The sequence below is a fragment of the Halomonas sp. BC04 genome (assembly GCF_000568385.1).
In genome coordinates this window covers 17901-31444 of sequence record NZ_AZQX01000064.1, presented here as the reverse complement: position 1 = coordinate 31444, position 13544 = coordinate 17901, and the positions used below count along the sequence as shown (strand labels likewise).

At 61.1% G+C, this 13544-nt stretch carries 14 protein-coding genes and 2 pseudogenes; 12 read left to right on the top strand and 4 right to left on the bottom strand.

Annotated elements, in window-relative coordinates:
• The first annotated feature begins 158 nt into the window (after positions 1-158).
• The 6 genes and pseudogenes from Q427_RS04835 (at position 159) to fliD (Q427_RS36010) (ending at position 7003) form a co-directional block, all read left to right on the top strand.
• Positions 159-713 (top strand): OmpA/MotB family protein, encoded by a 555-nt coding sequence (locus Q427_RS04835; RefSeq protein WP_051496137.1) that lies wholly within the window; start codon positions 159-161, stop codon positions 711-713.
• A gap of 178 nt (positions 714-891) precedes the next feature.
• Positions 892-2199 carry a sensor domain-containing diguanylate cyclase gene (locus Q427_RS04830; protein ID WP_051496136.1) on the top strand — a complete coding sequence of 436 codons (1308 nt, stop codon included), beginning with the start codon at positions 892-894 and terminating at the stop codon, positions 2197-2199.
• 55 nt (positions 2200-2254) lie between these two features.
• Complete coding sequence (locus Q427_RS04825; RefSeq protein WP_051496135.1) at positions 2255-3541, top strand: putative bifunctional diguanylate cyclase/phosphodiesterase; 1287 nt, start codon at positions 2255-2257, stop codon at positions 3539-3541.
• A 148-nt stretch (positions 3542-3689) separates the two neighbouring features.
• The gene (locus Q427_RS04820) at positions 3690-5513 is read left to right on the top strand and encodes a methyl-accepting chemotaxis protein (RefSeq protein WP_043511516.1); all 1824 of its coding nucleotides are present in this window, start codon (positions 3690-3692) and stop codon (positions 5511-5513) included.
• A 90-nt stretch (positions 5514-5603) separates the two neighbouring features.
• Positions 5604-6515, top strand: a pseudogene (gene fliD / locus Q427_RS04815) (flagellar filament capping protein FliD); the annotation flags it as partial.
• Between the two features lie 92 nt (positions 6516-6607).
• Positions 6608-7003, top strand: a complete 396-nt coding sequence (gene fliD, locus Q427_RS36010) for a flagellar filament capping protein FliD (RefSeq protein WP_331280544.1) — start codon at positions 6608-6610, stop codon at positions 7001-7003.
• Between the two features lie 337 nt (positions 7004-7340).
• Here fliD (Q427_RS36010) and Q427_RS35120 read toward each other — a convergent pair whose 3' ends face one another.
• Positions 7341-7694, bottom strand: a complete 354-nt coding sequence (locus Q427_RS35120; RefSeq protein ID WP_269321197.1) for a Txe/YoeB family addiction module toxin — start codon at positions 7692-7694, stop codon at positions 7341-7343.
• Positions 7675-7947 carry a type II toxin-antitoxin system Phd/YefM family antitoxin gene (locus Q427_RS04805; protein WP_043511514.1) on the bottom strand — a complete coding sequence of 91 codons (273 nt, stop codon included), beginning with the start codon at positions 7945-7947 and terminating at the stop codon, positions 7675-7677. Before Q427_RS04805 ends, Q427_RS35120 begins: the two co-directional genes overlap by 20 nt.
• Before the next feature lie 320 nt (positions 7948-8267).
• Here Q427_RS04805 and Q427_RS04800 point away from each other — a divergent pair.
• The 6 genes and pseudogenes from Q427_RS04800 (at position 8268) to Q427_RS04775 (ending at position 12535) form a co-directional block, all read left to right on the top strand.
• Positions 8268-9094 (top strand): annotated as a pseudogene (locus Q427_RS04800) (flagellin N-terminal helical domain-containing protein).
• A gap of 201 nt (positions 9095-9295) precedes the next feature.
• Positions 9296-10438, top strand: coding sequence for a FliC/FljB family flagellin (locus Q427_RS04795; RefSeq protein ID WP_043511511.1), 1143 nt, complete (start codon positions 9296-9298; stop codon positions 10436-10438).
• 109 nt (positions 10439-10547) lie between these two features.
• Complete coding sequence (locus Q427_RS04790; RefSeq protein WP_043511508.1) at positions 10548-10898, top strand: hypothetical protein; 351 nt, start codon at positions 10548-10550, stop codon at positions 10896-10898.
• 4 nt (positions 10899-10902) lie between these two features.
• A complete protein-coding gene (locus tag Q427_RS04785) occupies positions 10903-11100 on the top strand; it encodes a hypothetical protein (RefSeq protein ID WP_043511505.1) in 198 nt (65 codons plus the stop codon).
• A 254-nt stretch (positions 11101-11354) separates the two neighbouring features.
• Positions 11355-12029 carry a hypothetical protein gene (locus tag Q427_RS04780; protein WP_231613418.1) on the top strand — a complete coding sequence of 225 codons (675 nt, stop codon included), beginning with the start codon at positions 11355-11357 and terminating at the stop codon, positions 12027-12029.
• Between the two features lie 110 nt (positions 12030-12139).
• Positions 12140-12535, top strand: coding sequence for a hypothetical protein (locus tag Q427_RS04775; protein WP_043511503.1), 396 nt, complete (start codon positions 12140-12142; stop codon positions 12533-12535).
• 148 nt (positions 12536-12683) lie between these two features.
• Here Q427_RS04775 and Q427_RS04770 read toward each other — a convergent pair whose 3' ends face one another.
• Positions 12684-13097, bottom strand: a complete 414-nt coding sequence (locus Q427_RS04770; RefSeq protein ID WP_043511502.1) for a RidA family protein — start codon at positions 13095-13097, stop codon at positions 12684-12686.
• A 12-nt stretch (positions 13098-13109) separates the two neighbouring features.
• Positions 13110-13544, bottom strand: coding sequence for an acyl-CoA thioesterase (locus tag Q427_RS04765; protein ID WP_231613417.1), 435 nt, complete (start codon positions 13542-13544; stop codon positions 13110-13112).

The window sequence follows — 13544 nt, the reverse complement described above, 5'->3', positions numbered from 1 at the left end:
ACCTCCATTGCTGGCCATGGCGCTGCAACAGCTGACCGACATGCCCCCCCCGGCATTCGTTGCACCGCCCACCCCCGTCGGCGCTGCTCTCGCAGCGGGCGGAACGGAGGGTACCGGGAATCGCCCCCGTTGAACGCGGACTGCCGCAGCCACTGCTGATGGAAGAGGGTGACCTGCCTTCTCCGCTGGCCGATTTCATGCTGGTGCTCACCGACAGGCCTCCGGCGCGCGTGCGGGACGTGTCGTCCACAGCCATCGCCGGTTCGCTGGCGCTGCAGCGGGCGCTCGAGGCGCGCGTCGAGGACGCCCCCTACCTGCCTGACCTGGAGGGCGTGTCGGTCTCCCGTGTTGCCGAAGGGATCAAGCTTCGCGTCGAGGACCAGTGGCTCTTTCCCACCGCCGAGGCCGAACTGACCGAGGATGGCCAGGCGCTGGTGCAGCGTCTGGTCGAGGTGATCCAGCGCCACGATGGGGAGGTGGCGGTGGAAGGGCACACCGACAGCCGTTCGATACAGACCCCGGAATTTCCCTCCAACTGGGTGCTCTCCAGCGCCCGTGCCATCGCCATCGTGCATGCCCTGGAGCGGGCCGGCGTGAGCGCCCAGCGGCTGCGTGCCGTGGGCCTGGCCGATACGCGTCCGCTGGCGGCCAACGATACCGTCGAAGGGCGTGCCCAGAACCGCCGGGTCGAGGTGATTATTCATGCGCAATAATAGTTGTACATAAACTATGCAGATATTGCGAGAGAGACGTAATAATCTTGACGCATGTCATTTTTATCGAATTTAACTTCTTCAAAAGTTATACATTCGCGGCGACGGGAGTTAACATTAGCTTACAGGGGAGGAGCCAGCCGTTCCCCACGAGCCAATACCCGGATGAGGGCCATGCATGACGCAGCAACATGAGTTCCCGGCGGGCGGTCCATCGCCGGATGCCTGGGATCACATCGATGCAAGTGACTCGCCGGGTACGCTGGTTCAATCGCTGAAGCATTTCTATACCGCCGTGGAGCATAGCCCCATGGCGACTGCCATCACCGATCCCAGCGGGCGCCTGCTGTATGTCAACCGGCGATTTGTCGCTATCACCGGTTACAGTCGCGACGAACTCATCGGCCGGACCTCTTCAGTGATCAAGTCGGGCAAGACCTCGCCCGAGACCTACCGTGAGCTTTGGCGGACACTCCAGGGCGGTGAGATATGGCGTGGCGAGATGCTCAACCGACGCAAGTGCGGCGAGGAGTACTGGGAGTATGAGGTCATCACGCCGATCAAGGATGAGCATGGCAAGGTGATCAGCTTCATTACCGTCAAGGAGGACATTTCCGAGCGTAAACGTCAGGAGGAGGAGTTGCGCCTGCTGGCCACCGCCTTCGAGACCGGCCAGGCTACCCTGATCGCCAATGCCGAGATGCGCATCGAGCGGGTCAACCAGGCCTTCACCGCTATCACCGGCTACGCCGCTGAAGAGGTTCTGGGCAATACGCCGCGAATGTTCAAGTCCGGCCGCCACGATGCCAGCTTCTACGCCGGGCTCTGGCAGTCGCTGGCGACGAGAGGGCACTGGCAGGGCGAAATATGGAATCGCAACAAGCGTGGCGAGATCTATCCGGTATGGCAGTCGATCACCGCGGTCAAGGATGCCGATGGCAAGGTGCGCCACTATGTGTCGGTGTTCCACAATATCACCGAGCGCAAGCAGATGGAGCAGACGTTGACGCGTGAGGCCAGCCGCGATCACCTGACCGGTGCAGCCAATCGTCGCACGTTCGACCGTGCCCTGATCACCGCGGTCAGGCTGGCCGAGAAGGAGGGGGGCGACTTCGCCTTGATGCTGTTCGACATCGACCACTTCAAGGCGGTAAACGATACCCATGGCCACGATGTGGGCGATGCCGTACTCACGGCCCTGACGGCCTGCGTCCAGCGGCGCTTGCGCAAGACCGACCTGCTGGCCCGCTGGGGCGGGGAAGAGTTCACGTTGCTGTTGTCGAGCACGCCGATGGAAGGCGCCCTGCCGTTGGCCGAGCGGCTTCGCAGCGACGTGGCCGGTGCCGAATTGCCAGGCGCCTCGGTGACCATCAGCATCGGCCTGACGTCCTACCACCCCGGCGACGTGGCCCGTGACCTGCTGATGCGCGCCGACCGTGCCTGTACCGCGCCAAGCAGGGAGGGCGCAACCGGGTCGAGGTCATGATAGCCGAGAGGGCCGTCGTGCCGGTTGCCGACATGGCTGAGGGAGAGGAAGCCCGATGATTGCGTCCGACGTCATGCAGCTATCGAAACTGATGCAGGAAGCGCTCGCCACGGCGATCCAGTGCCATGGGGAGCTCACCGTCTGTGCCCTGGACATCGACCACTTCAAGCGGGTCAACGAGCAGTTGGGCCATCAGCGGGCCGACCGGTTGATCGCCGCCCTGGCACAGCGGCTCGATCACTACCTGGATCGCCACGACGCCATCGTTCATGCCGGCGGCGACGAGTTCGTGCTGATGATTCAGGGGGCTGCCGATGATAGCGTCTTGCACAGGTTGCTGGGGGTCATTGCCGAGCCGTTCTCGCTCGACCGTGAGGCGGTGACCATTACGGCAAGCCTGGGAGTCTCCAGCTATCCCGACGACCACTCGGAGTCGGATGGCCTGCTGCGCCATGCCAGGCAGGCGATGTACCGTGCCAAGCAGAATGGCCGCAACACCCTGAACCGCTTCGACCCGGGACAGGATCGCTTATTCCAGCAGCGTCTGGCCCAGCGACGCCGATTCGCCCGCGCGATCGAGCGCGGCGAGCTCTGCCTTCACTATCAGCCCCAGATTGACATGGCCACGGCCCAGGTGATCGGGCTCGAGGCCCTGGTGCGCTGGCAGCACCCCAGAGAGGGGTTGAAGCCCCCCGATTCCTTCCTGCCGCTGATCGAAGGCACCCAGCTGGAGATGGCGCTGGGTGAATGGGTGCTCAGGGAAGCGCTGACGCAGCTGGGCTGCTGGCAGCAGCTGGGCATTCGTCTGCCGGTGAGCGTCAACATCAGTCCTTCCCACCTCTTGAGTCCGGACTTTGTGGACCGCCTGGATGGCCTGTTGGCGCTCAACCCCCTGATGACCAGCGACCGCCTCAAGCTCGAGGTGGTCGAAACTGCCGCCATGCATGACATCGAGGCGGCGCTGGACGCCATCTCTCGCTGCCAGGCGATGGGGGTACAGGTGGCCATCGACGACTTCGGTACGGGTTTCTCGTCGCTGACCTACCTGCGCCAGCTGCCGGTGGACCTGATCAAGGTCGACAAGAGCTTCGTCCGCGATATGCTCAGCGACCCCAGTGACCTGGCCATCGTCGAGAGCGTCATCTACATGGCCCGGCGCTTCGGACGTACGCTGCTGGCCGAAGGGGTGGAAACCCTGGAACATGCCCGCGAGCTGCTGGCCCGGGGCTGTCGGCTGGCCCAGGGGTACGGCATCGCCCGGCCGATGCCGTCCGAAGCGCTGCCCGAGTGGTTGGCGCAGTGGCCCGAGCGGAGCGACTGGCAGGGGCTGGCAGTCGAGTAAGGGGCATGTGCATCTGCGTCCATTCTGACGCAATATTCATTTTACGACTTAAGTCGCAGCTTTTCCGGCCGATAGTCCCTCATGTCTTTCGGCGTGTGACTCCGCACACGCCGGCATCCCTGTGATTATCTACCCGTGAGGGCATTCGATGCTTGCCTCCTTGAGAACCAGACTACTTCTCGCTACGGCGGTGGTCATCGCCGTGGCACTGATCGTGAACGGCGCGACCAGCTATTTCACCGTCAAGTCGCACAACGATCAACAGGTGGCGCGGAACCTGGCTGCGGTGGCTCAGGGTAACGGCCTGGCCATCAGCGAATGGATCGATGCCCGTTCCAGCATGCTCGAGGCGCTTGCGCCGGCAGCGCAAACCGAGGACCCGATGGATGCGCTGCTGCAGCTCGCCGCCTCGGGGGGCTTCATCTCGGCCTACCTGGCCTATCCCGCGGATGGTGCCGGCATATTCTCCGATGGCTGGATTCCGTCGGCCGACTACGACCCCCGCCAGCGCCCCTGGTATCTTCAGGCTGTGGAGGCCGAGTCGACCATCGTCACGGAACCCTATGTCGATGCCAGCACCGGTGAACTGATCGTCACCATTGCCACCCCGTTCTATGACAATGGTCGGCTGGTGGCAGTCGGCGGTGGCGATATCGCCATCGACACCATCGTCGCCAACGTGGGCGATATCGCACCCACGCCGGAAAGCTTCGCCTTTCTGGTGACCGCGGATGGCACCCTGGTCGCCCACCCGGACTCGGACATGACCCTGGAGCCGGCTTCGCGCCTGGCAGCTTCCTTCGATGCTACCTCTTTCACGTCTGCCATTGGCGTGGAGGAGCCGGTGCGCCTTGCCCTGAATGGGCGTGACAAATGGCTGCGCAGCCAGGCCGTCGCCGGTACCGACTGGCAACTGGTCATCGCGCTGGATGAGTATGAAGCCACGGCAGGGCTGCGCGCCGTCCTGGGAACATCGGTGGTGACGCTGGTACTGGTGATCCTGGTGGCGGCCCTGGCGCTGGGTGCGCTGCTCAAGGTCATGTTCCGGCGCTTGCAGTTGGTCAAGGATGCCATGGCCGGTATCGCCAGCGGCAGCGGCGACCTGACCCAGCGCCTGCCGGAAGGGGGCAGCGATGAGGTGGCGCAGATCGCGACCGCCTTCAACCAGTTCGTCTCTCGCATCGAGAGCGTGATGTTGACCATCCGTGACGCCAGCGAGTCCGTCACCGTGGCGGCCGGCGAGATCGCCACCGGCGGCCAGGATCTGTCTCGTCGTACGGAAAACGCGGCGTCGAGCCTGCAGGAGAGTTCCGCTTCCATCGAGCAGATCACCAGTACCATCGAGCATACCGCCGACTCCTCTCGGCAGGCCAACGAACTGTCCCAGTCTGCCTCGGACATGGCGACGAAAGGCGGCGACGTGGTGGCTCAGGTTGTCTCCACGATGGAGGAGATCACGGCCTCTTCCGAGAAGATCGGTAACATCGTAAAGGTCATGGATGGTATCGCCTTCCAGACCAACCTGCTGGCGCTCAACGCCTCGGTGGAAGCTGCCAGGGCCGGCGAACATGGCCGTGGCTTTGCCGTGGTGGCAAGCGAGGTGCGTCAACTGGCCACTCGCAGTGCTGAAGCGTCTCGCGAGATCCGCGGCCTGATCGATGCCTCCGGCGAGAAGGTCACCACCGGCACCGAGCTGGTTCGCCGTGCGGGCACTACCATGGAGGAACTGGTGGGTGGTGTCGGGCGGGTCGCCAAGATGCTTGGCGAGATCAGCGTGGCAGCCAACGAGCAGAGCGACGGCATCGGCCAGGTGAATGTAGCCGTGGCCGAGCTGGACCGCATGACCCAGCAGAATGCCGCCCTGGTCGAAGAGTCCACGGTGGCGGCGGAGCAGCTCAAGGAGCAGGCCGACCGGCTGTCTGAAGCGGTGGGCGGCTTCAAGTTGAGCGACAGGGCGCTGGTCGTGAGTTGAAAAAATTCCGCTGATCGGCTCAAGTTCGCGCTTGAACCGCCGAAGCTGATAGGTAAGGCAGTACATTCACCGGATAGAGAAGGCGGTACCATGGCATCGATTTCCTCCCTCGGCATCGGCTCCGGTCTGGACCTCAACGGTCTGCTGGACCAGCTCAATGATGCCGAACGCGGCAAACTCGAACCCATTGAACAGCAGATAGAGTCCCAGCAGGTTCAGCTCTCGGCCTATGGTGAACTGCAGGGTGCGCTCTCGGGTTTCCAAGGAGCGGTCAGTGCCCTGGATGACCCTTCCCTCTTCCAGAGCCTCTCGGCGGATGTCAGCGGCGAGGCGGTGCAGGCCGCCGCCGGCCCGGACGCCAGCCCGGGGCGCTACGACGTCGAGGTCCAGACCCTGGCGTCCGCCGGCAGCTATGCCACGGCGCGGCTGGAGGGCATCGAGACGCTGGATGACGTAGTAGTGAGTGGCGGTGGTGAGTTGCGACTGCAGTTCGACCCGGCAGGTGACGGTAGCGGTCCTGACTTGCCGATCAATATCGCCGCCGATAGCACGCTCGCGGATATTCGTGACGCCATCAATGCAGAGCAGGCCGGAGTCAGCGCCTCGATCGTCAACGATGGCGAAGGCTACCGCCTGGCCCTGATGTCCACCGAAACGGGTAAGGAAGCCTCCATTACCGGCATGGACTGGGGCGACGTTGCCCTGGCCGATGGCGTGGGCTTCAGTGACACCGCGACAGCCGTCGACAACATTGGCAAGGATGCCCAGTTGACCGTCAATGGTATCGACATCACCAGTGCCTCCAACCAGGTCGAGGGGGCGATACAGGATGTCACCCTCAGCCTGACCCAGGAAGGCAGCAGCACCATCAACGTGGAGCGCGACACCCGTGCGGTGCGGGAAGCGGTGACCGGTTTCGTCGAGGCATACAACAGCTTCAAGGCCACCACCGGCGAGTTGAGCGCCTTTAACAGCGAGACGGGACAGGCCGGCGAACTGCTCGGCGACAGTGCCCTGCGCACCGTGGAGTCGCGGCTGCGCGCCGACCTGGCCGGTGGTGTGGGACAGGCGGCGGCGAGGAGGGCGCACTTGCCATGCTGGCAGACGTGGGTATCTCGCTGCAGCTCGACGGCACCCTGGCGCTGGACGAGGACCGGCTCAACCTGGTGGTCAGCGAGGACATGGACGCGCTGGGCGAATTCTTCACCGGCAACGGCGAAACGCCCGGTATGGCAGGCCAGCTCAACGAGACCCTGGGGCAGCTGATGAGCAGCAACGGGGTGGTGGAGAACTCCATCAGCGGTACCGAAAACCGCATCGAGAGCCTCGTCGACCGCCATGGGCGCATGGAGCAGAGCATCAACGCCACCATCGAGCGCTACCGCACCCAGTTCGGCCAGCTCGACAGCATGATCGCCAACATGAACCAGACCAGCTCCTATCTCACCGAGCAGTTTGCCGCGATGGACGCCCAGCTTGGGCGGAATTGAGCGCCTATCGATTGAATGCCTTCAAACGATAAATTGTTCAGCCGCCCCATAGCGGGCGGTTGTCGTTTTGAGTGGCGTCTAACCGGCGCTGTATTTTCCGACGCGTCTGGGTGCTGACACCTGGCGTCGGAAAATAGAATCGCTGTTGAAGCGCTCGGTTCGGCGCCCCGAGTTCCCATCGCGACTGGCGCCGATAGGCGCCCCGGCGGAGGCTGAATAGTGGGTTGGCGTCGCGATACCGGCAACACCGCCGGAAGGCCTGCGTCACGCATGGAAGCACTATGGGGGGCTGAAGACGGTACGCCGAAAGCGGACGAGCTGGAAGTGCTCTCAATCCTTATCGAGAAGTATGAAGACACCCATTGCCCCATTGGGCTGCGGCTTGATACTTGAATTCAGGGTGCACAAGACCCTCTTTGTCAGGCTGATCGTAGTGGCCGCCAATAGCGAAAATGTAAATGGATGCATCGTCGAATCGATAGATCAAGCGGTCTTTTTGAGATATCCGCCTTGACCAGAGACCGGCGAGGTTATGCTTGAGTGGCTCAGGCTTCCCCAAGCCTGATGACGGGTCGTCCGATCGCAGCATTTCCCTGAGCAACTTGCACAACGCCTTGTGTAATCGCTTGTCCTTTTCATGCATGGCCTCATACGCTTCCCAGGTGTTGCCCTCAAATACCAGTGATCTCATCCATTTGCTCGTCAGTCGGTCGGTAGCCATTCCCACGGGTATGGGTATCGAGAGATGCGGCAATCTGCTGCATGAGATCCTTGTTTTGCAGCACGTGGAGGGTTTCCTGTTCGCGCTCCCAGTCCTCGGCGCTCATAACCACAAAAGCCTCTCCGGCTCGTCGCGTCACCTTCAGCGGCTCATGGCGGCTAATGACTTGCTCTACAACACTTTTCAGGTTGTCTCTAAATTTGTTGACTGTGATGGTATCCATAGCGCACCTTCGTGTACGGACATGCCGTACCAGTATATGCCAAGAACCGTGGTAAGGCCAAGCGCAGCCAGTTTGCAGCCAGCACCAATAAGCCAGCACCACCGGGCTAAAGCTTTCCCACCCCAGGCCGATAGACTCTCCACCGGAGCCTAGGAAACGCTGTAGAAATCGCCGAGCGGGATGAAGCGCAAGGCGCGCGGAGCACAGGAGCCGGAGCATATGGGGTATATGTGAGGATTCCGCGCACCGTGCAACGCAGCGATTCGCTCGCGCAGGCATTTGTACAGCGTTTCCCTATCGCGCCCGGAAGAGGGCTTCCTGTGTCCGTCATCAACACCAACATCCTTTCCCTCATCGTTCAGGCCAACCTGCGTGGCAGCCAGCAGGCCATGCAAAGCGCCATGCAACGGCTGTCGTCGGGCCTGCGCATCAATAGCGCCAAGGACGACCCCGCAGGGCAAGCCATCGCCAACCGCATGACGGCACAGATCAGCGGGCTCAACCAGGCGGCGCGTAACGCCAACGACGGCATCTCTGTGGCTCAGACTGCGGAAGGAGCGCTGAACCAGGTCAATGACAACCTGCAACGTATTCGCGAACTCACGGTCCAGGCGGCAAAAGGCACCTTGGGCCCCAGCGATCGCGTCTCGATACAGAACGAGATCGATCAGCGCCTGAACGAGGTCGATCGCATTACGCAGCAGACAGCCTTCAATGGCATTCGTGTGCTGGGTGAAACCCGGGGGCTGCAGATCCAGGTGGGTGCCAACGACGGCCAGACGATCCGCCTGGCGCTCCAGGCCATGGATCGGCAAGCCCTTGGCCTGGGGGGTTTTCGCATCGCCGACAGCGACGACGGCAGCGCCACGGCCACGCCAGACCCGCTGGCCACCCTCGATGCGGCCTCAGTCGGGTCGACCGCCAGCGCAGCCAGCTCGGCGCGGTACAGAACCGCTTCGAGGATGTGATCACCAACCTGCAGAGCACGTCGCTCAATCTTTCGGCGGCCCGGTCTCGCATCCAGGACTCCGACGTCGCCCGGGAAGTCTCCAACCTGGTGCGGGCGCAGATCCTGCAGCAGGCCGGCTTCGCCATCCTGGCCCAGGCCAACCGGGTGCCGGAACCCGTGCTGGCGCTGCTGCGCTGAGGCCTGGGAGCGCCCCTGGCCGCAGGCCCTGTCAATCGCCGATGAAATTTTTTTCACCGATTCCCTAAAGTCCTCCCGAAAGATGCCGTTAATCAGGGTAACGGCCAACGGCGCCGTTGCGGCGGGTCCGGTAGACAGGACCGCACGACCAAGATCAGCGGGCCCGCCAATGGAGCCCCCAACGATAGGAAGGAACATCACATGTCCGTGATCAATACCAACATCACTTCCATGATTGGCCAGTCCAATCTGAACAAGTCCCAGAACGCCCTGCAGACCTCCATGGAGCGTCTCTCTTCCGGCCTGCGCATCAACAGCGCCAAGGATGATGCGGCCGGTCAGGCCATCGCCAACCGTATGACCGCACAGATCAATGGTCTGGCTCAGGCCCAGCGTAACGCCAACGACGGTATCTCCGTTGCTCAGACTGCCGAAGGCGCTCTGAATCAGATCAACGATAACGTTCAGCGTATCCGTGAGCTGACTGTTCAGTCTCAGAATGGCACTAATTCTTCTGAAGACCTTCAGTCCATTCAGGACGAAATCAACCAGCGTCTTTCTGAAATTGACCGGATTTCAGAAGAAACGGATTTCAACGGCGTCAAGGTGCTTGATAGCAATCAGAGCCTGCAGATTCAGGTTGGTGCTAATGATGGTGAAACCATCAGTGTCAACCTGAAGAAAATGGATAGTGGTTCACTTGACCTTGCAGGTTTCAATGTCAGTGCTCTGTCTGGGGCGATTACATCCATTACCTCTGACGATGGTACTGTCACCGAAACTACTAAGATTGATTTCGATGGTCTGGATGCTCTGACTGATACGGGCGGTTTGCTTGAAGGCCAGTCACTCACTCTGCGAGGCTATGGTGATTTCGACGAGGCTGCTGGCACCTATGCCAACTATGCTCTCCAAGATGAGAACGGTAACCTTTATAAAATTGACGGGACTGAAATCGCGTTTGATACGGGTGATGGCACCTTTACAGTTGATGCTGGCATCGCTCAGGCTGATCTCGATCAACTTGCTGCAGACTATCAAGCTGATGTTGAGGCTGGCCTTTCTTCCACAGCGAATCCGCTGAAAACCCTCGATGATGCACTGAAGCTGATTGACGAGCAGCGTTCCGAGCTGGGTGCAGTGCAGAACCGCTTCGAAGATGCTATTAACAACCTTAGCACTAATGAGACCAACCTTGCATCCGCCCGTTCGCGCATCGAAGATGCCGACTATGCGGTGGAAGTGGCCAACATGACCCGCGCGCAGATTCTGCAGCAGGCTGGTACTTCCGTACTGGCACAGGCCAACCAGATTCCGCAGAACGTGCTGTCTCTGCTGGGCTAAGGCTGAGCATTGGGGGAAGGGTTTCCTTCCCCTTGGCAATGCCATCGAACCGGCTCCATTCGTGGGGCCGGTTTTTTCATTCCGAGGCTGATAACGATAGTGGTTCAAAATGCATGAACGGATCGACGCCCGTGAATTGACGCGTGACTTGCTGCCCAAGCTCAAGGCAACTCGGCACCTGATCGAAAATTCGCTGAGCCTGTGTATTCAGCAGTGTGAAGAAGAAGTCGAACGGGACAGGTTGACCCAGCTGCAGCAAGAGTTTCAGCTGGAGATGATGATGATGATGACGATGAACCTCGATCACCTTCTCAAGCGCTATGGTGACCAGTTGAAAGCGCCAGCCGAAGGGCGGGAGCAATTCACTAGCCCGTTACTGGAGCTTGATCAATCGGAATCCGTTGCTATCGAGAGTGCCAGACGACTCTATCGCCGTGCCTATGAGTTTCAGACGAGGTGACACCATGAACGAGAGTGACTACCAGCGTGTCATCGATGAGCTTCAGGCGGTCATAGAAGATACCCAGCGGACCATCGAACGCTTCGAGGCCACCGGCATGGATGAGCAGATGACGGAGGATTACGAGAAGCTGCTGAGCATTCTGGATGACTCCGTGAAGCAGCAGCGGGAGCATACGCTGGCGATGCTGGCTAAATCCTGAAGCCACTCGAACTCACGCAACTGAACGATCCCCTGGTATCCCTCATCTATGCGCTGTCACCCCCCCCCCGGCAGGAAGCCTCCATGCCTTCGGCGGTTAGCGGGGAAAAGTCACTCCTCCGCTGGACCGAGCAATGCCATCCGCCTGACAGCCTGCTGATTTTTCAAAAGTTTTACCTAAAGAATATCGCGTCGCCGCCGATAATCCATGTGGGAATCGATACCCGCATTGATAAATACGCAAGGGACCTTACGATGCACAAGATGATAACCGCCGGTGTGGCGGCTGTACTGTTTTCTTCCGCCACCGGCAGCCTTCAGGCATTCGATGATCGCGTCAGTGTCGGGGTGCTGGCGGGTACTACCGGGGCGGGGGCCGAGGTGTCATGGCGTTTTCATGAGCGTTTGGGCGTCACGGCCCAGTATGCCGGTGGTCTGAGCTGGGATGGCGACTTCGACACCGACGACGTGGACTACGATGGCGATCTGGATATCTCGGCAGGTGCCATCAAGTTCGATTACTACCCCTTCGCCGGTCGCTTCTACCTCACCGCTGGCGCCATGCTGCCGGACATGGAAGCCAATGTGAGCGGGCGCTCCAAGCGCAACGATACCTTCGAGTTCAACGGCGCAACCTATCAGGCCAGTGATATCGGCAGTCTACATGGCAAGCTCACCATCGCCGACGGGGTACAACCGTATTTGGGCCTGGGCTGGCGCTCGTCCCACCGCCAGGGCTTCGGGCTGTTTTCCGAGTTGGGGGTAATGGCAACGAGTATCGATGTCTCGCTGGGCACCTCGGAGAACTACGAGGGGGAGCACGACCAGTTCCGCCGCGATCTGCGCCGCGAGGAGCAGCGCCTGAAGGATGAGGCCGACAAGTTGCCGTTCTATCCGGTCGCCGTAGTGGGGATCTCCTACACCTTCTGATGGCGCCGCGCATGCAGTGTCGCGCCCGGGCTGTTGCCCGGGCGTATTGTTTTGTTATCGGCCTTGGGTGAACCGGGTCGGTGGGATATATCGGCAGCAGGGGAAGGGGAATGAATTACGAAGGTAACGTGAGCGAGGCGCAGCAGATTACCTTGCAGGAACTGCTGTACGACATACTGCCGAAGTTGAAGGCGGCCCAGGAGATGATGCAGAGCACACTGCTGGCGATCCTCGATGCGACGGAAGACCCGCTGGAGAAGGCGCGGCGTCGTGAGCAGCAGGATGAGCTGGAGCTGGAGCTGTTTACCATTCGCCTGAACGTCAAGCATCTCCTCGGGCGGCATACACAAGCCGTGCAGGCCATGCAGGAAGCCGAGCAGAGCGGCGCCGCAGTAGATGATGGACCGCTGCTGATTCTGGATGATGCCGAGGCCCAGGCCATCGCCAAGGCGCGAATGCTCCACACGCGGTTGGTGGCCATGCAGCAGGAGTTAGCGAAGGGGTAGCGGCGACAATGTGCCCGCTGACCCTTTTCGAGACTTCTGAACGTGGGCCGTTGGGTTAGCCCACTGTTATCGGAGCGTGCATGCCCTGCGGCGCAGTATACGGTGGGCGTGTCACACCCACCTTGGCCCTGATTTTTTTCCTACCCTCTCAGTTCCCCGGCACCACCGCGGTTGCCTCGATTTCCACCTTGGCGCGATCCTCGATCAGATCGGCGACCTGGACCATGGTCATGGCCGGGAAGTGCTTGCCCAGCACCTCGCGGTAGGCGGCGCCCACCTCCTTGAGGCGTGCCAGGTACTCCTGCTTGTCGACGACGTACCAGGTCAATCGTACCAGGTGCCGTGGTCCGGCGCCGGCCTCTTGCAGCACCTCGACGATGTTGGTCAGCGCCTGGTGAACCTGGGCAACGAAGTCGTCGCTTTCAAATTCCTGCTGTCCATTCCAGCCGATCTGGCCGCCGACATAAATGGTTTGGCCTGTGGCCATGATCCCGTTGGCGTAGCCGATGGCGGGTTTCCAGTTGGCGGGGTGGAGGAGCTGATGAGCGGGCGCGGTGTTCATGATTTTTTTCCTTCAGTTGTCGTTGATTGAAAAATATTGGCGAATGGGGTCGGGCCAAGGCAGGGGCCGTCCGGTGTTCAGGTCGATATAAACCAGCGTCACCCTGGCCGTCAGGCGACGCTGCGCTTGATGCGTGGCGATGATCTCGAGGCTTAGGCTGGTGCGGCCCACGGCCTTGGGAACGAGGCTGAAGCTGAGAATGTCCCCCAGCCGGCTTGGGGCGTGGAACTGGGTCTCCAGCGACACGGTGGGTACGCCTCGCCCCGATGACACCAGCTCGGCAAAGCTGCTGCCCAAAGATTCGCTGAAACAGTCCTCGACCACGGCGTTGATCATCTCGAAGTAGCGCGGATAGAAGACGATGCCCGCCGGGTCGCAGTGCTCGAAGCGCACCTTGCGCCGCGTGGTGAAAAGCGGGGCAAAACCGTGATCTGTGCTCATTTCCAT